The sequence below is a fragment of the Pseudomonas sp. CFBP13528 genome (genome assembly GCF_005233615.1).
Lineage (GTDB): Bacteria > Pseudomonadota > Gammaproteobacteria > Pseudomonadales > Pseudomonadaceae > Aquipseudomonas > Aquipseudomonas fluorescens_AM.
The window spans coordinates 194,326-213,485 of record NZ_QGAJ01000005.1; the positions used below are offsets into that span (position 1 = coordinate 194,326).

Here is a 19,160-nt window from a genome sequence, read left to right on the forward strand (position 1 = left end):
AAGGCGAGACTATGCCCGCTATCACATCGATTTGCAAATTCAATCGAGTTCTTTGTGACTTCTTGTTTGGACTATGCCATCTAAGCCCTTGATCCCTGATACCTGTCTTTAGCGTGGCCAAACCGGCTCAAACGCAGGTTTTCTGGCGCCTGGAATTTGCCGAAAGCCTGGAAACACACGGGTTGGCTACCAGCCGAGGGTTTCCTTGAGGAACGGAATGGTGAGCTTGCGCTGGGCCTGCAGCGAGGCCTGGTCGAGCTGTTCGAGCAGATCGAACAGGGCACTCATGCTGCGTGTGCCACGGGTGAGGATGAAGTGCCCGACCTCGTCGGTCAGGTGCAAGCCGCGACGCGAAGCGCGCAGTTGCAGGGCGCGCAATTTGTCCTCGTCGGACAAGGGGCGCATCTGGAAGATCAACGCCAGCGTCAGGCGCGACTTGAGGTCGGCCAGCTTCACCGGCAACTCACGTGGCGAGGTGGACGCGGCGATCAACAGGCGCCGGCCGCTGTCGCGCAGGCGGTTGAACAGATGAAACAGCGCCTCTTCCCAGTCCGCCTTGCCCGCAATGGCCTGCAAGTCGTCCAGGCACACCAGCTCATATTGTTCGAGGTTGTCGAAGATCCCGACCCCATGGTCCATCAGCTCGGCCAAAGGCAGGTAGACCGCCGGCTCGCCCATCTGCTCGAAGCGCAGGCACGCGGCCTGCAGCAAGTGGGTTCGCCCTACCCCATGTTTGCCCCACAGATAGATCAGGCTTTCAGTCCACCCGGCGTCGGCTTCGCAGAGGCGCTCGACATAGCCGAGTGCAGCGGCATTGGCGCCTGGGTAGTAATTGATAAAGGTAGCGTCGTCACGCAGACGCACACCTAGGGGCAGCTGAATCGGTTTCATGCTGACTGAACGGCTCCCATCGAACCGTTAGTGGCCTCTGTGTAAAGTTTGCAAAGTTTATACGCGTGGCGCCGAGCGCACAATGCAGCAGACCATAAGCAAAATCAAAGGTTTGCGTTAACCTGTTGGTTTTATGCGAATTGTTTGACGCCTCCACCCCCGTAAACAACAAACCCGGCGATGAGCCGGGTTTGTGATACCTCGATTACAGATCGGGGTCTTCAACCCCCGTGTACACGTCCGAATCCTTGTACAGATCGTGAACATGCCGCACCAGTACCATAATCACCGCCGCCACCGGCAGCGCCAGCAGGATGCCGGTAAAGCCGAACAGCTCACCGCCCGCGAGGATCGCAAAGATCACCGCCACGGGATGCAGGCCGATGCGATCGCCCACCAGCAGCGGCGTCAATACCATGCCTTCCAGCGCCTGACCGACCATGAATACCGCGACGATCCCGAGCATCGGGTACAGGTCGCCACCAAACTGGAACAACCCCGCCACCAGCGCCGCACCGATACCGATGACGAACCCCATGTACGGCACGATCGCGGCCAGGCCGGCGATCAGGCCGATCAACAGGCCCAGCTCAAGGCCGATCGCCATCAAGCCGGCGGCGTAGATGATACCCAGCGCCAACATCACCAGCAGTTGCCCACGTACGAACGCGCCGAGTACTTCATGGCACTCGCCGGCCAGCGACACGATGCGTTCCTCGCGGTCGCGCGGCAGCAGGCTGCGGATCTTGGCCATCATGATGTCCCAGTCACGCAGCAGATAGAACGCCACCACCGGGATCAGCACCAGGTTGGTCAGCCAGCCGATCAGCGCAAGGCTGGAAGCGGTTGCCTGGCTGAGCACCATACTGACGATATCGGTGGTCTTGTCCATGTGCTCACTGATTGCCGCCTTGACCTTGTCGAACTTCCAGAACCCGTCCGACAGCCCCAGCTTGGCCTGGGCCCACGGCATGGCCGTGTGCTGCAACCAGTCGAGCATCTGCGGCGCCAGTTCGTAAAGTCGATACAGCTGCTTGGCCAGCATCGGCACCAGCACCAGCACCAGCGCGGTGACGATCAGGGTAAACAAGGCAAATACCGCGATCACACCCCAGGTTCGCGACAGGCCGGCCTTCTCCAGGCGATCCACCACGGGATCGAACAGATAGGCGAGCAACAACGCCACCAGAAATGGCGTCAGGATCGAATGCAGCAAGAACACAAAAACGCACAGCAGGACAATCCCGCCAAGCCACACCCAACGACGCGTATCCGCCATATACCACTTCCTCTGTTATTGGCTTCCCTCTTCTATATAGAAGGAAGACCGCTTACCCACTTATTCATTTACCAATGAAAACGTAACTGCGCCTGAGGCTCAGGCGCGACGGCCGGTTGTGCGCCGTCAGCCGGTGGTTGCTGGACGGAGGCATCACCGGCCGGCACTTCCTGCAACTTGGCCAGGCTCAGCTGGGTACGCAACTGGTCGGCGCTGCCATTGACGCGATACACAATACGATCGCCATCCACCCGCTGCGGCTGACCACCAAAGGGCTCCAGCAAACGACCCAGCGCGGCATAGCGCTCCAGGTTCATGCCTTGCACCTCAAGCAACTGCTCGGAGCTGACCCCCGGCTTGACCGCAAAGCGCGGTGCCAGCGTCTGGCTGACAGCGAGCAATACAGCGTCGGCGACCGCGGCGGTGTCAGCCCCCTGGACGCTGCCCTGCTCGGTCTTGTCGCCCAGCCACAGACGCCATTTGGCCTGCCACTGGCTGCCTTCCTGGCGCGCATGAACCGCCAGCAGCGCATCGGCGCCATAACGTTCGGAGGCGGCGCGCAGCGGCGTGGCGTCTGCGCTTTCCAGATTCGGTGCGGTGGCGACGACCTGCTCGTCCAAATCACCCAACGGCAGACGCAGCGGCAAACCACGGTGCTGGGCCGCCCGGCGTAGCGCCTGAGCCACCGCCTGGCCGTCGCCGACCAGGCTGCTGCCGTCGGTGGAGTCGTTCAGCCACCAGCCGAGGATCGAGGGTCGATTGCTGCCCCAGATCGCCAACCCGGCGTCGCGCAAGGCGCGATCGGTGCTGACCGGGTCGAAATCCACTTGCAGGCTTTCCGGCGGGCCGGCGTCGTAGCCGTATTGGCTGATGATTTGCTGCGGGTCCTTGCGGATCGCCGCCAGGCCCGGGCCCTCGGCGGCCTTGGCATCGCCGGTCAGGCGGATGACCAGGGTCTGCACGGCGCGCTGGGTGGCCTGGTCGCGCTCTTGGGGCGACTGGCTGCTGACCGGTTCGAGGACTTGATAGAGGCCATTGAGGGTTTCGGCATGACTCGCCAGGCTGACCCATGACAAGCAGCCTACAAAAAAGAATTTACACAGACGCATGGAAGATTCCCGAACGACAAATTTAGCGGCTGGAACAGACCGCGTGATCTCGGTTTGGCAAGGCTGTGACACAGCGACCGCTAAAACATTCACGGGTCTCGGTAAGTTTTCATACTGTCATAACGATAGCGGGTTCAAGGCTATACCTTAATACGCTCCATTACCGCGCCGATTCCGGTTTTTTTAAGCTCATATGCCCTGCCCGTCGGCCCGAGGATGGCCGCTGCCCCTCAAGCCTGATAAAATCGCGCGCCTTCGCAGACCGTCAACGGCTGGGCCTTCCAAAAGTGCCCGCCCGCCCGGTCGTTACCCAGAAATCCCCCCTAAAGGCCTGGATCATGAGCAAGCAACCCTCCCTGAGCTACAAGGACGCCGGTGTAGACATCGACGCCGGTGAAGCATTGGTCGAACGCATCAAGAGCGTCGCCAAGCGCACCGCGCGCCCCGAAGTCATGGGCGGCCTGGGCGGTTTTGGCGCCCTCTGCGAAATCCCGGCCGGCTACAAGCAGCCTGTACTGGTCTCCGGCACCGACGGCGTGGGCACCAAGCTGCGCCTGGCGCTGAACCTGAACAAGCACGACAGCATCGGCATCGACCTGGTTGCCATGTGCGTCAACGACCTGGTGGTGTGCGGCGCCGAGCCGTTGTTCTTCCTCGACTACTACGCCACCGGCAAGCTCAATGTCGAGACCGCGACCCAGGTGGTCACCGGCATCGGCGCCGGCTGCGAACTGTCGGGTTGCTCCCTGGTGGGCGGCGAAACCGCTGAAATGCCAGGCATGTACGAAGGCGAAGACTACGACCTGGCAGGCTTCTGCGTCGGCGTGGTGGAAAAAGCCGAGATCATCGACGGCTCCAAAGTGGCTGCCGGCGACGCCCTGCTTGCCCTGCCATCCTCCGGCCCGCACTCCAACGGCTACTCGCTGATCCGCAAGATCATCGAAGTGTCCGGCGCCGACATCGAGACCATCCAGCTCGACGGCAAGCCACTGACCGACCTGCTGATGGCCCCGACGCGCATTTACGTCAAGCCGCTGCTCAAGCTGATCAAGGACACCGGCGCCGTCAAGGCCATGGCCCACATCACCGGCGGCGGCCTGCTGGACAACATCCCACGCGTGCTGCCAAAAGGCGCCCAGGCGATCGTCGACGTGGCCAGCTGGCAGCGCCCTGCAGTCTTCGACTGGCTGCAAGAGAACGGCAACGTCAACGAGACCGAGATGCACCGCGTGCTCAACTGCGGCGTGGGCATGGTCATCTGCGTGGCACAGGAACACGTTGAAACCGCGCTGAACGTCTTGCGTGAAGCCGGCGAACAACCTTGGGTCATCGGCCAGATCGCCACGGCTGCCGAAGGCGCCGCTTCGGTTGAACTGAAAAACCTTAAGGCTCATTGATGCAAGAGCGGATGCCCGCGACCTGTAATGTCGTGGTGCTGCTTTCCGGCACCGGCAGTAACTTGCAGGCCCTGATCGACAGCACGCGTGCCGGCGACAGCCCGGTGCGCATCGCTGCGGTGATTTCCAACCGCAGCGACGCCTATGGCCTGCAGCGTGCCCGGGACGCGGGTATCGAGACCCGCTCGCTCGATCACAAGGCGTTCGAAGGTCGCGAGGCCTTCGACCAGGCCTTGATCGAGCTGATCGACGCCTTCGACCCCAAGCTCGTGGTGCTCGCCGGCTTCATGCGCATTCTCAGCGCAGATTTCGTGCGCCATTACCAAGGTCGCCTGCTCAATATCCACCCGTCCCTGCTGCCCAAGTACAAAGGCATGCATACCCATCAGCGCGCCCTCGATGCCGGTGACAGCGAGCACGGCTGCAGCGTGCACTTTGTCACCGAGGAACTCGATGGTGGGCCTCTGGTCGTACAGGCAGTGGTTCCGGTAGAGTCAGGCGACTCGGCGCAGACGCTTGCGCAACGGGTTCATACCCAGGAACACAGGATTTACCCGCTGGCCGTTCGCTGGTTTGCCGAGGGTCGGTTGATTCTTGGTGAACAGGGTGCATTATTGGACGGTCAGTTACTCGCGGCCAGCGGCCACTTGATTCGAACCTAGGAGATTTTATGCGTCGCGCCCTGCTTTTCGCTTTTGCGCTGTTCGCTCTGCCTGCCGTGCAAGCGGCAGACCTTCACCCCTTCTCCGTCAGCTATACCGCCGACTGGAAGCAATTGCCCATGAGCGGTTCGGCTGAACGCAGCCTGACCAAAAACGGCGACGGCACGTGGACCTTGAACTTCAAGGCCTCGATGATGATTGCCAGCCTGACCGAAACCAGCGTGATCCTGTTCGACAAGGACACCCTGCAACCCAAGAGCTACAGCTTCGAGCGCGGCGGCCTGGGCAAAGCGAAGAAGGTCAACCTGGATTTCGACCAGGCGACCAAGAAAATCACCGGCTTTGAAAACAAGGACCCGGTTAACGTCACCCTCGAAAGCGGCATGCTCGACAAGTCCACCTATCAACTCGCCCTGCAGCGTGACGTGGCTGCCGGCAAGAAAAGCATGAGCTACCGAGTGGCCGAAGGCACGGACGTCGATACCTACGATTTCCGCGTCATTGGTGCGGAAAAGGTCCAGACCAAAGTGGGCGCCATCGACGCGATCAAGGTTGAACGCGTGCGTGACCCCTCCCAGAGCAAGCGCATCACGCAGATGTGGTTTGCCAAGGACCAGGGCGGCATTCTGGTTGCCTTGCGCCAGGTTGAGACCGATGGCAAGGAATACAACATCATGCTGCAGGATGGCACCGTTGACGGTAAGGCCGTTAAAGGTAGCTGATTGCACGGATGTGCTTGAAGAGAGCCTCGCTGAATGCGGGGCTTTTTTTCGCCTGCAGGTATTGGTGTTGAAGCATCCACAGCCATCGGGGGCAAGCCCCCTCCCACATTGGAATGCATTTCAAAGGTGGGAGGGGGCTTGCCCCCGATGGCGTCAGTGTCGGCCCCCAAACATGAAACTTTTGTCATCTACCCTCCACCACCGCGACCAAATGCCACGGTTTACAAGGCCTGCAGCACTGTTGCGTTTCCTGCAATGAATTGTTGCATGCAAAACCGGTTTACTTAGCAAGCTAACAAATCATATAACAAAGACCTGCGACGACTTGCCGCAGATCAACCAGAGATTGGAGCAAGCAGATGACTGTAAAAGTAACTGAACGCGACGATGAACATATGTCCCATGAAGCGGTAGGCCACGGGATTCACATCTGGGATGTACATCAACAAGATTTGCTGGTCGGCATGTTTCATAACGAGAGCGATGCTCATAATTATAAAACCGAACTTGAATCGCTTGAGATGAAACGCCAGGCACAAGGCTCCTGAAATTCCGAAATCGCGTAGACGCCCGGCCCACGCAGCCGCGCCGCCTGCAAACGAAAACCCCGCCTTTTGAGCGGGGTTTTCGTTTTTAGAAAACGCCCTCGCCGCCCTGAATAATCGTTTCCGCAAAAAGCGTAACAACAAATAGACATTTGGTAATGATTCTCGATAGTATCGCTGCGCTTTTACTCGACCCCACGGAAACGGAGTTTGACTTGATGCACGGACATGTCACCACACCGGAAAAATCCCTGCTTGACCGCTGGGGTGAAGCACTCGCCACCCGTCAATTCCAAGCCAGGCACATTACGATCGATACGCTGGTCGCAACCCTGGCGCCAGCCTGCGAACGCAGTTTCCAGCGCCTGATCCAGGCACTGTTTCGTGAAGGCCTGCTTGATCCGGACACACTCAGCCATGACGAACACGGCCACGGCTGGCTGACGCTGCCCGACCAGACCCGCGTGCGCTTCGAGCATCTGCGCCGCGGCCGCATGGCCAGCTGGGATTTGCGCGGCAAGGTCAGCGTGGTGCGGGCTGGGCAGCCCGAACAGAGAATCCAATTCCCGTCGCAGTTGCTGACCTTACTGAACACCCGCCTCCAATCGTCTGCCGAGCCAGAGGTCCTGGACCGCCTCAACACAGAAATCGACGACAGCTTCATCAACGATACCCTGTGCCTGGCCTTTCACGAGCAATGGACGCTCCAGTTGCAGGCCGCAATGGACCCTGTGCATCAGGGCAACCTGCTCGGCTATCTGAAGAATGACCCTGGCGTTGGCAACCCGACGTCAGTGCTTGAGCAATGGGGTACGCTCGGCCATCCCTGGCACCCGAACTACAAGACGAAGCTGGGTCTGGGAACGGAACAGGTGATCGATTTCTCACCGGAGTTCGAAGCGCGCTTCCCGGTATTGCTGTGTGCCCTGCACCGCCAGTACGCCCACGTCGAAAGCCTGGGCGGTACCGCGGACTACTGGCAGTGGTGGCAACACCAGTTCCCGCAGGCTGCCCGCCAACTGACGGCGCACCTGACCGCCCAGGGCCTTGAGGCCAGCGATTATCTGCCGCTGCCTGCCCATCCCTGGCAAGCTCACCAGGAGTTACCGCAGTTGTTCGCCAATGAGATCGCCGATCGGCTGCTGGTGCTGACCGACATCGTTGCCTTCACGGCCCACCCGACCATGTCGTTCAGGACCGTCCTGCCTGAAGGCCGCAGCGACGCGCCAATGGTCAAGCTCCCGGTTTCACTGCGCCTGACCAGCGTGCAGCGCACGGTGTCACCACGCTCGGCGCGCATGGGCCCGCGCATCAGCCATCTGCTGCAGACCATTCTGGCGCGTGAGCCCGACATCCAGCGCCTGCTCAGCATCGTGCCCGAACGCCTCGGCGTGCATTTCAAACCACAACCGGTAAATGACGAGCACTCCCGTCACCTGGCAGTGCTCTACCGCGACAACCCGCAAAGCCTGCTCGAAACGGGCGAGATGGCCATTCCGGTAGGCAGCCTGTTTGCCACCGACCAACATGGGCAGCCGTTGCTGCGGCAGTGGGTGCGCCTGAGTAAAGGCACTGACGACGCACAGGCCATCCGCGCATTCTTCAAGGACTACGCATCCATCGCAGTGCCCGCCCTGCTGGGCATGTACCTGCGCTACGGCGTGGCCTTCGAGGCCCATCAACAGAACTCCTTTATGGTGATGGGCGCAGACGGACACGTCAGCCGCCTGCTGTTGCGCGATTTCGGCGATATCCGCATCGACCGCAAAACCCTGCACGCCCAAGGCCTGGACATCGAATTGCATGACCCGAAGATGACCTTGTACGACGATGCGGGTTTCGTGCGTGACAAGTTGCTGCACACGGTGTTCATGTGCCATTTGGGCGAGTTGGTATTGCTCTGCGCGCGCCACTTCGAGATTGCCCAGGCACTGCTGTGGGACGAACTGTCAGCGCAAGTCAGCCAGTGCTTCGATGACGTGCGCAGCCAGGTCGAACCACAACGCTGGCTGACCGAACGCGCCGCATTGCTGGAACAGGACTGGCCGGCCAAGTCGTTTATGCGCATGCGGCTGATGGAAAGCCATGCCGACATCGTCGGGCGTCTCCCCAACCCGTTGAGCACTGCCGCCCATGTCGGCTAACAGCACTGCGCTGCGCTTGCTGGTGGTGATTCAGTTGGTGTCGATGGGTGCCATGGAAATGAGCGGGCCTTTCTGGCCCTTGCAGATCCAGAAATTGCTTGGCACTGCGAACGCCCACTACACCGGCCTGCTTTCTTCGCTGGTGTACGCCGGGCCGATGATGGCGGCGATGATCCTCACGCCCATGTGGGGGCGTCTGGGTGACCGTACAGGTCACAAGCCAATGATCCTGCGCGCGCTGCTGGCGCTGGCGCTATGCCAGGCGCTGGCCGCCGTCACTGACGACCCTTGGCTGCTGGTACTCGTCCGTGTGGCGCAAGGCGCGTTGGCCGGCTTCATCGCGGCAGCCCAGGCCTATGCACTGGCCTGCTGCGGCGACGGCGGTCGCGGGCATATTCTGGCCCGGCTGCAATCCGCCACCGCCGTGGGCTCCCTGGCCGGGCCGGTGTTGGGGGGCTGGCTGATGGATATATCCGGTTTCGCTTTGCTGTGTTACAGCGCCACCGCAGTCTGCCTGATATGCGCAATAATCAGCGTGTTCCTACCCAGCGACTCACCACGCTCGAGACCCGCACTCACGTCCAAGCCTGCTGCGCTTCCCAAAGGTTGGCTTGGCGCGATGCTGGGAATCATCGTATTGATCCAGGCCGCCAAGATGATGCCGCAACCGTTCTACGCGTTGTATGTTGCCGATGTTCTGCATGCGCCCGCATGGCTGATCGGCGCCAGCTACGCCGCCAGCGCGCTGACCCTGGCGCTGTCCGCGCCGCTGTGGGGCCGTTTGTTTGACCGGCACTCACCCGCACGCACGCTGCACATCATCGAATGGGTCACCTGGTTCTGCGCCCTGACCCTGGCCTTCACGGCGTTGGCCGGCGAATGGCTGGGGTTCCTTGCCAGCCGCCTGCTGTGGGGCGTGTGGCAGGGCGCGTTGCTGCCTGTCGCCTACACCTTGATCGCCAACACCGTTGCCCCCAGCCAGCAGGGATTTGCCTTGGGCATGGGCAACAGCGCCGCCAAGGCCGGCGCGTTGTGCGGCGCGCTGTTGGGTGGCATCGGTATGGCAATGGTGGGCCTGGCGCACAGCTTCTGGCTGGTGGCACTGACGTATGCCCTGGCCGCACTGGGCATCCGCGCGATTCGTTCGTTCACCCGAACACCTGAAATGTCCGATTTTTCTGTCAATACTTCTAATAACTCAAAGGCAAGGTCATGAATACAACACAATGGGCGATTCTGCTGCCCCTGCTCGGGTCGATCAGCGCCCCCGTCTGGGCCGACCAGACTGAGGAGACGCCAGCGGCGAACAACCTGCAGTTACAGGCCACGGTGGTCTCGGCCACGCGCAGTGAAACCAGCATCGCGGCGATCCCGGGCTCGGTGCAGGTTATCGACGAAGAAGAGATCCGCCAGCAGACGTCGGCGGGACGCCGGGTTGCCGATATCCTCGGGCAACTGGTCCCCGGCATCGCCCCCTCCAGCGGCGGCATGAGCAACTTCGGCCAGACGCTGCGCGGGCGCAATACGCTGATCCTGATCGACGGGGTATCCCAGAACGCCACGCGCGACAACTTCCGCCAGCTCAACAGCGTGGCGCCGGAAAGTATCGAGCGCATCGAAGTGATTTCCGGCGCCAGCAGTGTCTACGGCGCCGGCGCATCGGGCGGCATCATCAACATCATCACCAAGCGCAACACAGGTGAAGACCTGGCCTTCAGCAGCAAGATCGGCATGACCGCCGGCGACAACCTCAGCCGCAAAGGCTTTTCCTACCAGGCCTTCCAGAGCGCAACAGGCCGCCAGGGCCCGCTGGACTGGTATGTGTCGGGCAACACGGTGCAACGCAACGACCAGTTCGACGGCAACGGCAAGCGCATTCCCCAGGACACGTCCCAGGGCAGCAACATGGACACCGACACCTATGACCTGCAAGGTCGCTTCGGCTACGCGCTCGATGACGACAAGAAGATCAGCCTGTCGCTGCAGGACTATAAAGACGAACAGGACACCCGCTACACCAAGAACCCGCGCATCACCAGCGAGGCCGTCGCGGTCAAAGGCCTGGACCTGGACGACCAGCCGTCCACCCACAATCAGGCGGTCAACCTCAATTACGCCGACAAGGACTTCTACGGCCAGGGCCTGCAGGTGGAAAGTTACTGGCGCCGCGCGGATGCGTTGTTCTTCCCGGACCTGTCCAGGGGCCGGGCAGGCGTCTCGGACAACAACAGCGTGCAAGACGTGTATGGCTTGCGCGCAGCCATCGACACGCAGATGCCGGACATCGGCCCCGCCACCGGCAACCTGGTGTGGGGCGCCGACTACGATCACGAAACCTCGCGCCAACGCGGCGACCAATACCGGGTCAACGGCCTGACGTACACCAAGACCGGTACCACCTTCGAGTTGGGCCCGGACATCCAGACCACCACCAAGGCGATCTTCGGCCAACTGTCCTATGACATCGGCGACTGGACCTTGCGCGGTGGCGTGCGCCGTGAGTGGATCCAGAGCGAAGTCGACGACAGCATCGCCTACGGCGAAATCGTTCAGACAGGCAACCGCGCGACGCTGCCGGGCGGCACCCTCAAATATGACGACACCCTCTACAACCTCGGCGCGGTGTACCACCTGAGTGAAAACCAGGACGTGTTCGCCAACTTCAGCCAGGGCTTCTCCCTGCCGGATATCCAGCGTTTCCTGCGTGACGTCAACAGCACGTACAACATCCAGGACCTCAATGCCCAGGCGCTGAAGGTCGACAGCTATGAACTGGGCTGGCGTGGCAACTGGGACAAGTGGCTGGCCAATGTCACGGCGTATGAAAACACCTCGGACGTCACGCAGTTCTACGATGCCAATGACCGCGTACTGCGCCTGATCAACCAGAAAGAGCGCGTGCGCGGTATTGAAACCAGCCTGACGTACAACGTCACCGATCAGTGGTCGGTAGGCGGCACGTACGCGTACGCCAAAGGTGAAACCCAGCAGAACGGCAAATGGATCGACCTGCCCGCCACGCGTATTTCCCCGGCCAAGGCCACCGCCTTCGTCGGCTATCAGCGTGACGACTACAGCCTGCGCTTGCAGGGCATGCGTCTGGCCAATTACGACGCGGCCTTCAAGGACAACAACGGTCGCGATATCCAGGGCTACACCCTGGTTGACCTGCTGGGCTCGGTCAGGCTGCCGGTCGGTCGCCTCGAAGGTGCGGTGTACAACCTCACCAACCGCAACTATCAGAACATGTTCGCCCAGGCCAACGCCCGCGCACCGTACCCGAATGCCGAAGGTCGCACCTTCAGCTTGAGCTACGCGGTGGATTGGTAACCGGCAGGCGCTGTACGGTAAAACACAAACCCCGCCTGTTGGCGGGGTTTGTCGTTTCTACAGCCTTACCACATCAGATCATCCGGGATCTGGTAGGCGGCGTACGGATCATCCTCATCCGGCACCTGGCTTTCGGTCAGGATATTGAGCTGCACGATACGTTCCGGCGCGCGCTCCTGGATCTTCAGCGCGGCTTCGCGCGGGATCACTTCGTAGCCGCCGCCGTGGTGCACGATGGCCAGGGAGCCATTGCTCAGTTTATTGCGCATCAGCGTGTTGACCGACAGGCGCTTGACCTTCTTGTCATCCACAAAGTTGTAATAGTCCTCGGTGGTCAACTTTGGCAGCCGTGAGGTTTCGATCAATTGCTTGACCTGGGCCGTACGGGCCTTGGCCTCGGCTTTTTCCTGCTGCTGGCGGTTCAGTTCCTGGTCGCGCTTGACCTTCTCGGCGTGCGCCTCGGCCGCCAGGCGCGCCTGGGTGTCATCGACCTCAGCCTGACCCTTGTGGACCAGCCGCTGCTGTTTCTGCTTCTCTTTGCCGACCTGCTTGGCCTGCTTTTGGTTGACCAGACCTGCTTTGAGCAACTGGTCGCGAAGGGAAAGGCTCATGGTGCTTACTCACTTGGGCAACTGCTCAACCGCAGCTGGATATAGTCTTTTCCTGGCGTTTGGCTTCGCCCCACAGGGCGTCCAACGTTTCGAGGGTGCAATCTTCTATGGGTTGCTGTGTATCGCGCAATGCCTGTTCGATAAATCGGAAACGTCGCTCGAACTTGGCATTGGCGCCGCGCAGCGCGGTTTCAGGGTCGACCTTGAGGTGACGGGCCAGGTTGACCGCTGCGAACAGCAGGTCGCCGACCTCATCGGCAATCGCTGCCGAGTCGTTATCGGCCATGGCTTCGAGCACTTCATCCAGCTCTTCGCGTACGTTATCCACCACCGGCAACGCGGACGGCCAGTCGAAACCCACCTGACTGGCGCGCTTTTGCAATTTCGCGGCGCGGGACAGCGATGGCAAGGCGGTGGGCACGTCATCAAGCAGGGACAGTTGCTCGGGCGCGTCGGATTTTTCCACACGCTCCTCGGCCTTGATCTGCTCCCAGCGCTGCTTGACCTGCTCCTCGCTCAACCGCGGGATATCCAGCGGTGCGTAAAGATCGCCGGTAGGAAACACATGGGGATGACGCCGGATCAACTTGCGGGTGATGCTGTCGATCACGCCGGCAAATTCGAAGCGCCCATCTTCGCGTGCCAGCTGGCTGTAATACACCACCTGGAACAGCAGGTCGCCCAGCTCACCTTGCAGATGATCGAAGTCGCCGCGCTCGATGGCATCGGCCACCTCGTAGGCTTCTTCAAGGGTATGCGGCACGATACTGGCGTAGGTTTGCTTGATATCCCACGGGCACCCGTATTGCGGGTCGCGCAGGCGGTTCATCAGGTGTAGCAGGTCATCTAGTGAATACATTGATCTCTTTCCAATCAGGTATGAACACCGCCGATCCAATGTGGGAGGGGGCTTGCCCCCGATGGGAAAGGATCAGCCGACACCTGTATTGACTGACCCACCGCTATCGGGGGCAAGCCCCCTCCCACATTATTTGACTGCGTTCAACCAGGGGTGCGATTGCGCCGCGTCTCAATGATGTTCGGCAACTGGGAAATCCGCCCCAGCAACCGCCCCAGCGCGTCCAGCCCCGGAATCTCGATGGTCAGGGACATCAGCGCGGTGTTGTCCTCTTTGTTCGAACGGGTGTTGACCGCAAGTACGTTGATCCGCTCATTGAGCAGCACTTGCGAGACGTCACGCAGCAAACCGGAACGGTCGTAGGCGCGAATGATGATGTCCACCGGGTAGGTGAGCACCGGCACCGGGCCCCAACTGACCTGGATGATCCGCTCCGGCTCGCGCCCGCCCAGCTGCAGCACCGAGGCGCAGTCCTGGCGGTGAATGCTCACGCCGCGGCCCTGGGTGATGTAGCCGACGATGGCGTCGCCCGGCAACGGCTGGCAGCAACCGGCCATCTGCGTCATCAGGTTGCCCACGCCCTGGATCTGGATATCGCCGCGCTTGCCGGGCTTGTAGCCGGTGGCCTTGCGCGGGATCAGCTCCAGCTGTTCGTTGCCACGCTCCGGCTCCACCAGTTGCTGGGCCAGGTTGACCAATTGGGCCAGACGCAAGTCGCCGGCACCGAGGGCGGCGAACATGTCTTCGGCAATCTTCATGTTGGCCTTTTCGGCCAGCTTGTCGAAGTCCACCTGGGGCAGGCCCAGGCGTGCCAGTTCGCGTTCGAGCAGGGTCTTGCCGGCGGCGACGTTCTGGTCGCGGGCCTGCAGCTTGAACCAGTGGACGATCTTCGCCCGTGCCCGTGAGGTGGTGATATACCCCAGGTTAGGGTTCAGCCAGTCGCGGCTCGGCGTGCCGTGCTTGCTGGTGATGATCTCGACCTGCTCACCGGTTTGCAGGCTGTAGTTGAGCGGTACGATGCGCCCGTTGATCTTGGCGCCACGGCAGTTGTGGCCGATTTCGGTGTGCACGCGGTAAGCGAAGTCCAGCGGCGTGGCGCCCTTGGGCAAGTCGATGGCGTGACCGTCGGGGGTGAAGATGTAGACCCGGTCCGGTTCGATATCCACGCGCAGCTGTTCGGCCAGGCCGCCGATATCGCCGAGTTCTTCGTGCCACTCCAGTACTTGGCGCAGCCAGGAGATCTTCTCTTCGTACTGGTTCGACCCGGCCTTGACGTCGGTGCCCTTGTAACGCCAATGCGCGCAGACGCCCAGCTCCGCCTCTTCATGCATGGCATGGGTGCGGATCTGCACTTCCAGCACCTTGCCCTCAGGACCGATCACCGCCGTGTGCAGCGAGCGATAGCCGTTTTCCTTGGGGTTGGCGATGTAGTCGTCAAATTCCTTGGGGATGTGACGCCACAGGGTATGGACGATACCCAGCGCGGTGTAGCAATCGCGCATTTCCGGCACCAGCACACGCACGGCCCGTACGTCGTAGATCTGGCTGAACGCCAGGCCCTTGCGCTGCATTTTGCGCCAGATGGAATAGATGTGCTTGGCGCGGCCGCTGATGTCGGCATCGACGCCGGTGGCCTGCAACTCGGCGCGCAACTGGCCCATCACGTCGCTGATAAAGCGCTCGCGGTCGAGCCGCCGCTCATGCAGCAGCGTGGCAATCTGTTTGTATTGATCGGGTTCGAGGTAGCGGAAGGACAGGTCCTCCAGCTCCCATTTGATATGACCGATACCCAGGCGGTGCGCCAGCGGCGCGTAGATGTCGAAGACTTCGCGGGCAACGCGGTTGCGCTTTTCGTCGTCGGCGGTCTTCACCGCACGGATCGCGCAGGTACGTTCAGCCAGCTTGATCAGCGCGACGCGGACGTCGTCGACCATCGCCACCAGCATCTTGCGCAGGTTTTCCACCTGGCCCTGGGTACCCAGCACCATGGACTGGCGCGGGCTGAGGCTGGCACTGATGGCCGCCATGCGCAGCACGCCGTCGATCAGCTTGGCCACCACCGCGCCGAAACGCTGGCTGACGGTCGGCAACGGGATATGTCCTTCGCGCACGCCGCGATAGAGCACGGCGGCGATCAGCGAATCCTGGTCCAGCTTGAGATCGGCCAGGATCTCGGCGATTTCCAACCCGGTACGAAAGCTTGAAGTGCCCTCCGCCCACAGGTTCTTGGCCGCATTGTCCTGCTGTTCAGACTCACGAGCGAACTCGCAGGCTGCTTTCAAGGCTTCACGGTCCAGTGCCGGGTCGACACTGACGGCATGATCCAGCCATGCCTCGAGATTGATACTGCCGTCGGTGTTGATCGGCTGGTGTGCTCTCACCTGTACCATCTTGCTTACCTTCCCTACGACGCACCTTGGATGCGCCAAAAATCATCGCCGACCTTGCTGCAGATTCCCTGGCAGTTCACGGCCCTGGAGACTGCAGGCCAGTCGGATTAAACGGGCATCCTAGCCCGCTTCAAATAACGCCATGGCCTCGACATGCGCTGTCTGCGGAAACATGTCGAGGATCCCGGCACGCTTTAGCCGGTAGCCTTGCTTGACCAATTCAACCGTGTCCCGCGCCAGCGTCGCCGGATTGCAAGACACATACACCAGGCGCCTGGCGCCCAGGGTGGCAAGTCTGCGCACAACTTCCTGGGCACCGTCGCGCGGTGGGTCCAAGAGTACCGCAGAAAAGCCTGGTTTGGCCCATTCCGCGTCAGTCAGGGGCTGGGACAAATCGGCCTGAAAAAACCGCGCGTTATGCAAATTGTTGCTTACGGCGTTCTGTGCCGCGCGTTCCACCATGGTCTGCACGCCCTCCACGGCAACGACTTCGCGGACCTGCCTGGCCAGTGGCAGGGCAAAATTGCCCAGCCCGCAAAACAGATCCAGCACCCGTTCATCGGGTTGCGGCGCCAACCATTCCAGGGCCTGGGCGACCATCGCCTCGTTGACCCCGGCGTTGACCTGCACAAAATCACCCGGCCGGTACGCCAGCTCCAGGTCCCATGCCTCCAGGCGGAAACCGAGCGTGCGACCCGGCTCGACCGGCTCCGGCTGGCCCTCGCCATGCAGCCACAACTGGGCATCATGGAAGCTGCAAAATTCTTTCAACACCTGCATGTCCGCCTCGGACAGCGGTGCCATATGCCGCAGCAACACGGCGATGGACGTTCCACTGAACAATTCCACATGCCCCAACGCCTGAGGCTTGCTCAAGCGGCGCAGCATGTTCGGCAGACGCTGCATGATCGGCTGCAAGGCCTGTACCAGGACCGGGCAATCATCGATGGCGACGATGTCCTGGCTGGCCACGGCACGAAAACCGACCTCCAGGTGTTTGGCCTTGGCATCCCAACGCACGGCCACGCGGGCGCGGCGACGGTAGCCGAATTCCGGCCCGCTCAACGGCGCAGCCCACGCTTGCGGCTCCACACCGGCCACACGGGACAATTGCTCGGCGAGCATGCGCTGTTTCAGCGCAAGTTGTTCGGCATGGGGCAGGTGTTGCACGCTGCAGCCGCCACAGCGGCCAAAATGCGCACACGGCGCCGGGCGACGCAGTTCGCTGGCCGTGAACACACGCTCGGTGCGCGCCTCGACCACCTTGCCGTGGGCGCCGAGCACCCGCGCTTCCACCTCTTCGCCGGCCAGCGCACCGTTGACGAACCAGGTACGCCCTTCGAAGAACACAATGCCGCGTCCGTCATTGGCCAGGCGTTCGATGGTCAGGCGTTGCTTCTTGCCCACCGGAATCTGCGGAGCCCGGCTGCCGCCCGTCGGTTGAAAGCGCAGGCCTCTCTCGTGCTTGGCCATCAGTTGGGTTCGTCAAAGATGCCGGTCGACAGGTAACGGTCGCCTCGGTCACAGATGATCGCGACGATCACCGCGTTTTCCACCTCTTTGGACAAGCGCAACATACCGGCCACGGCGCCACCGGACGACACACCGCAGAAGATGCCCTCTTCACGGGCCAGGCGGCGGGTGGTGTCTTCGGCTTCACGCTGGGCCATGTCGATGATGCGGTCCACGCGCGTGGCGTTGTAGATCCTGGGCAAATACTCTTCGGGCCAGCGGCGGATGCCGGGGATGGCCGCGCCTTCCATCGGTTGCAGGCCGACGATCTGAATCGCCGGATTCTGCTCCTTGAGGTAGCGCGAATTGCCCATGATGGTGCCGGTGGTGCCCATGGAGCTGACGAAATGCGTGATGGTGCCCTGGGTCTGGCGCCAGATTTCCGGGCCGGTGCTGGTGTAGTGCGCTTCGGGGTTATCACCGTTGGCAAACTGGTCCAGCACCACGCCACGGCCTTCGGCGGCCATGCGTTCGGCGAGGTCGCGCGCGCCCTCCATGCCTTCTTCCTGGGTGACCAGGATCAGCTGTGCGCCATAAGCGGTCATCGCCGCCTTGCGCTCGGCGCTGCCATTGTCGGGCATGATCAGCACCATCTTGTAACCCTTGATCGCGGCGGCCATGGCCAGGGCGATCCCGGTATTACCCGAGGTGGCTTCGATCAGCGTGTCCCCCGGCTTGATCTGCCCGCGCAGTTCGGCGCGGGTGATCATCGACAGCGCCGGACGGTCCTTGACGGAACCGGCGGGGTTGTTGCCTTCAAGCTTGAGCAACAGGGTATTGCTGGTTTCACCCGCCATGCGTTGCAAGCGGACCAGGGGCGTGTTGCCGACGCAATCGGCGATTGTTGGGTACTGCAAGGTCATGGCGTATTCGCAATCCAGACTGCGGGGGCGGACATCATACCGGGAAAGGTCGGCGGGCCATATCACGCAAAGTGTGGTGCTTATGGCTTATAGGAATAAGGCAAAGAGGTGGAGACTGGGCGGACGCCACCGAGGGCAAGCCCCCCTCCCACACTGGACCGCATTCTCATGTTGGGACGCTGTCAACTGCGGGAGGGGGCTTGCCCCCGATGGCCACGCCTCGATAATCCGCCTGGCCCTAGTCCCCACCGCCATGATTTCTCTGAAAAACCTCTTCCCCCATCGCCGCAATCTGCCCCTCGATCAATGCTTCAAAGGGTTTGAGCAGCGTCTCGAACGATGCTGGCGCTTCCAGTACCTGCAACGCTTGCACGATCGCTTCGACCGTCGACAACGCGCCCGGGCCCGGTGCCTTGCGCAGTCGATAGCGCGACACACCGCCATCGGCCAGCGTCACCCGAGGCAACGCCGCCAACAGTGGGTTCAGATGCAGCAACTTGCGTGCCTTACGCCAGGTGCCGTCGGGCACCACCAGCAACAGCGGCTGATCGTTTTGTGCGTAGGCTTGCAGGGGTTGGGCATCGTCGGCCGGAAACAACAGCCGCGCCTGATAACCGGGCCGGTTCAACAGGTTCGCCAAGTCATTGAACACCTCGCCCACCACCAACTGCGCATTGTTCAACCCCAACGCCGCGAGCCGCGCGGTGTTGAGCGCGTGGTTGACCTCGCTCGGATGCTGCAGCAGCAACACGCGGGTGCGACTGTCGAGACGGGGAATCAGCGGGCACAAGCAGTGGCTGACTGGCCTGAGACAACGGGGACACTGGGGTCTGGACATGTTTTTTT

16 protein-coding genes are annotated in these 19,160 nt (G+C 61.6%); 7 read left to right on the plus strand and 9 right to left on the minus strand.

What is annotated here, in order from left to right:
• Nucleotides 1-186: 186 nt before the first annotated feature.
• The 3 genes from hda to PspCFBP13528_RS12785 form a co-directional block, all read right to left on the minus strand.
• Nucleotides 187-891, minus strand: coding sequence for a DnaA regulatory inactivator Hda (gene hda / locus PspCFBP13528_RS12775; protein WP_065884498.1), 705 nt, complete (start codon nt 889-891; stop codon nt 187-189).
• Nucleotides 892-1,096: 205 nt separating this feature from the next.
• The gene (locus tag PspCFBP13528_RS12780) at nt 1,097-2,170 is read right to left on the minus strand and encodes an AI-2E family transporter (RefSeq protein WP_065949721.1); all 1,074 of its coding nucleotides are present in this window, start codon (nt 2,168-2,170) and stop codon (nt 1,097-1,099) included.
• A gap of 68 nt (nt 2,171-2,238) precedes the next feature.
• Nucleotides 2,239-3,279 carry a DUF2066 domain-containing protein gene (locus PspCFBP13528_RS12785; protein WP_137200339.1) on the minus strand — a complete coding sequence of 347 codons (1,041 nt, stop codon included), beginning with the start codon at nt 3,277-3,279 and terminating at the stop codon, nt 2,239-2,241.
• Nucleotides 3,280-3,617: 338 nt separating this feature from the next.
• Between PspCFBP13528_RS12785 and purM the strand changes: the two genes are divergently transcribed.
• The 7 genes from purM to PspCFBP13528_RS12820 all read left to right on the plus strand — a co-directional run bounded on the left by purM (nt 3,618) and on the right by PspCFBP13528_RS12820 (nt 12,079).
• Complete coding sequence (purM, locus tag PspCFBP13528_RS12790) at nt 3,618-4,676, plus strand: phosphoribosylformylglycinamidine cyclo-ligase (protein WP_065949723.1); 1,059 nt, start codon at nt 3,618-3,620, stop codon at nt 4,674-4,676.
• Between the two features lie 11 nt (nt 4,677-4,687).
• Nucleotides 4,688-5,338: a phosphoribosylglycinamide formyltransferase gene (gene purN, locus PspCFBP13528_RS12795; RefSeq protein WP_137200340.1), complete on the plus strand. Its 651-nt coding sequence runs from the start codon at nt 4,688-4,690 to the stop codon at nt 5,336-5,338.
• Nucleotides 5,339-5,346: 8 nt separating this feature from the next.
• The gene (locus tag PspCFBP13528_RS12800; protein ID WP_065949725.1) at nt 5,347-6,060 is read left to right on the plus strand and encodes a DUF3108 domain-containing protein; all 714 of its coding nucleotides are present in this window, start codon (nt 5,347-5,349) and stop codon (nt 6,058-6,060) included.
• A 359-nt stretch (nt 6,061-6,419) separates the two neighbouring features.
• Nucleotides 6,420-6,608 (plus strand): hypothetical protein, encoded by a 189-nt coding sequence (locus PspCFBP13528_RS12805; protein ID WP_083217915.1) that lies wholly within the window; start codon nt 6,420-6,422, stop codon nt 6,606-6,608.
• A gap of 215 nt (nt 6,609-6,823) precedes the next feature.
• Complete coding sequence (locus PspCFBP13528_RS12810; RefSeq protein WP_137200341.1) at nt 6,824-8,749, plus strand: IucA/IucC family protein; 1,926 nt, start codon at nt 6,824-6,826, stop codon at nt 8,747-8,749.
• Nucleotides 8,739-9,965, plus strand: coding sequence for an MFS transporter (locus PspCFBP13528_RS12815; protein ID WP_065949728.1), 1,227 nt, complete (start codon nt 8,739-8,741; stop codon nt 9,963-9,965). Before PspCFBP13528_RS12810 ends, PspCFBP13528_RS12815 begins: the two co-directional genes overlap by 11 nt.
• Complete coding sequence (locus PspCFBP13528_RS12820) at nt 9,962-12,079, plus strand: TonB-dependent receptor (protein WP_137200342.1); 2,118 nt, start codon at nt 9,962-9,964, stop codon at nt 12,077-12,079. The genes PspCFBP13528_RS12815 and PspCFBP13528_RS12820 overlap by 4 nt, the downstream gene beginning before the upstream one ends.
• Before the next feature lie 65 nt (nt 12,080-12,144).
• Here PspCFBP13528_RS12820 and PspCFBP13528_RS12825 read toward each other — a convergent pair whose 3' ends face one another.
• The 6 genes from PspCFBP13528_RS12825 to PspCFBP13528_RS12850 form a co-directional block, all read right to left on the minus strand.
• Entirely contained in the window at nt 12,145-12,690 is a 546-nt protein-coding gene (locus PspCFBP13528_RS12825) for a DUF2058 domain-containing protein (RefSeq protein WP_014719402.1), read from the minus strand.
• 25 nt (nt 12,691-12,715) lie between these two features.
• Nucleotides 12,716-13,549, minus strand: a complete 834-nt coding sequence (gene mazG / locus PspCFBP13528_RS12830; protein WP_137200343.1) for a nucleoside triphosphate pyrophosphohydrolase — start codon at nt 13,547-13,549, stop codon at nt 12,716-12,718.
• Nucleotides 13,550-13,692: 143 nt separating this feature from the next.
• Nucleotides 13,693-15,939: a GTP diphosphokinase gene (gene relA / locus PspCFBP13528_RS12835; RefSeq protein WP_065893746.1), complete on the minus strand. Its 2,247-nt coding sequence runs from the start codon at nt 15,937-15,939 to the stop codon at nt 13,693-13,695.
• A 120-nt stretch (nt 15,940-16,059) separates the two neighbouring features.
• Entirely contained in the window at nt 16,060-17,412 is a 1,353-nt protein-coding gene (rlmD, locus tag PspCFBP13528_RS12840; RefSeq protein WP_065949731.1) for a 23S rRNA (uracil(1939)-C(5))-methyltransferase RlmD, read from the minus strand.
• Complete coding sequence (gene cysM, locus PspCFBP13528_RS12845) at nt 17,412-18,314, minus strand: cysteine synthase CysM (RefSeq protein ID WP_065949732.1); 903 nt, start codon at nt 18,312-18,314, stop codon at nt 17,412-17,414. The genes rlmD and cysM overlap by 1 nt, the downstream gene beginning before the upstream one ends.
• Nucleotides 18,315-18,552: 238 nt before the next feature.
• Nucleotides 18,553-19,152 (minus strand): DTW domain-containing protein, encoded by a 600-nt coding sequence (locus tag PspCFBP13528_RS12850; RefSeq protein ID WP_137200344.1) that lies wholly within the window; start codon nt 19,150-19,152, stop codon nt 18,553-18,555.
• Nucleotides 19,153-19,160 lie beyond the last annotated feature (8 nt).

Bases quoted from the DNA above. Each gene is read 5' to 3' on its own strand.
- PspCFBP13528_RS12850 (WP_137200344.1), bottom strand. From the start codon at position 19,152: ATGTCCAGACCCCAGTGTCCCCGTTGTCTCAGGCCAGTCAGCCACTGC.
- cysM (WP_065949732.1), bottom strand. From the start codon at position 18,314: ATGACCTTGCAGTACCCAACAATCGCCGATTGCGTCGGCAACACGCCC.
- PspCFBP13528_RS12805 (WP_083217915.1), top strand. From the start codon at position 6,420: ATGACTGTAAAAGTAACTGAACGCGACGATGAACATATGTCCCATGAA.
- purM (WP_065949723.1), top strand. From the start codon at position 3,618: ATGAGCAAGCAACCCTCCCTGAGCTACAAGGACGCCGGTGTAGACATC.
- PspCFBP13528_RS12815 (WP_065949728.1), top strand. From the start codon at position 8,739: ATGTCGGCTAACAGCACTGCGCTGCGCTTGCTGGTGGTGATTCAGTTG.
- PspCFBP13528_RS12810 (WP_137200341.1), top strand. From the start codon at position 6,824: ATGCACGGACATGTCACCACACCGGAAAAATCCCTGCTTGACCGCTGG.
- purN (WP_137200340.1), top strand. From the start codon at position 4,688: ATGCCCGCGACCTGTAATGTCGTGGTGCTGCTTTCCGGCACCGGCAGT.
- rlmD (WP_065949731.1), bottom strand. From the start codon at position 17,412: ATGGCCAAGCACGAGAGAGGCCTGCGCTTTCAACCGACGGGCGGCAGC.
- PspCFBP13528_RS12800 (WP_065949725.1), top strand. From the start codon at position 5,347: ATGCGTCGCGCCCTGCTTTTCGCTTTTGCGCTGTTCGCTCTGCCTGCC.
- PspCFBP13528_RS12785 (WP_137200339.1), bottom strand. From the start codon at position 3,279: ATGCGTCTGTGTAAATTCTTTTTTGTAGGCTGCTTGTCATGGGTCAGC.
- hda (WP_065884498.1), bottom strand. From the start codon at position 891: ATGAAACCGATTCAGCTGCCCCTAGGTGTGCGTCTGCGTGACGACGCT.
- relA (WP_065893746.1), bottom strand. From the start codon at position 15,939: ATGGTACAGGTGAGAGCACACCAGCCGATCAACACCGACGGCAGTATC.
- mazG (WP_137200343.1), bottom strand. From the start codon at position 13,549: ATGTATTCACTAGATGACCTGCTACACCTGATGAACCGCCTGCGCGAC.
- PspCFBP13528_RS12780 (WP_065949721.1), bottom strand. From the start codon at position 2,170: ATGGCGGATACGCGTCGTTGGGTGTGGCTTGGCGGGATTGTCCTGCTG.
- PspCFBP13528_RS12820 (WP_137200342.1), top strand. From the start codon at position 9,962: ATGAATACAACACAATGGGCGATTCTGCTGCCCCTGCTCGGGTCGATC.
- PspCFBP13528_RS12825 (WP_014719402.1), bottom strand. From the start codon at position 12,690: ATGAGCCTTTCCCTTCGCGACCAGTTGCTCAAAGCAGGTCTGGTCAAC.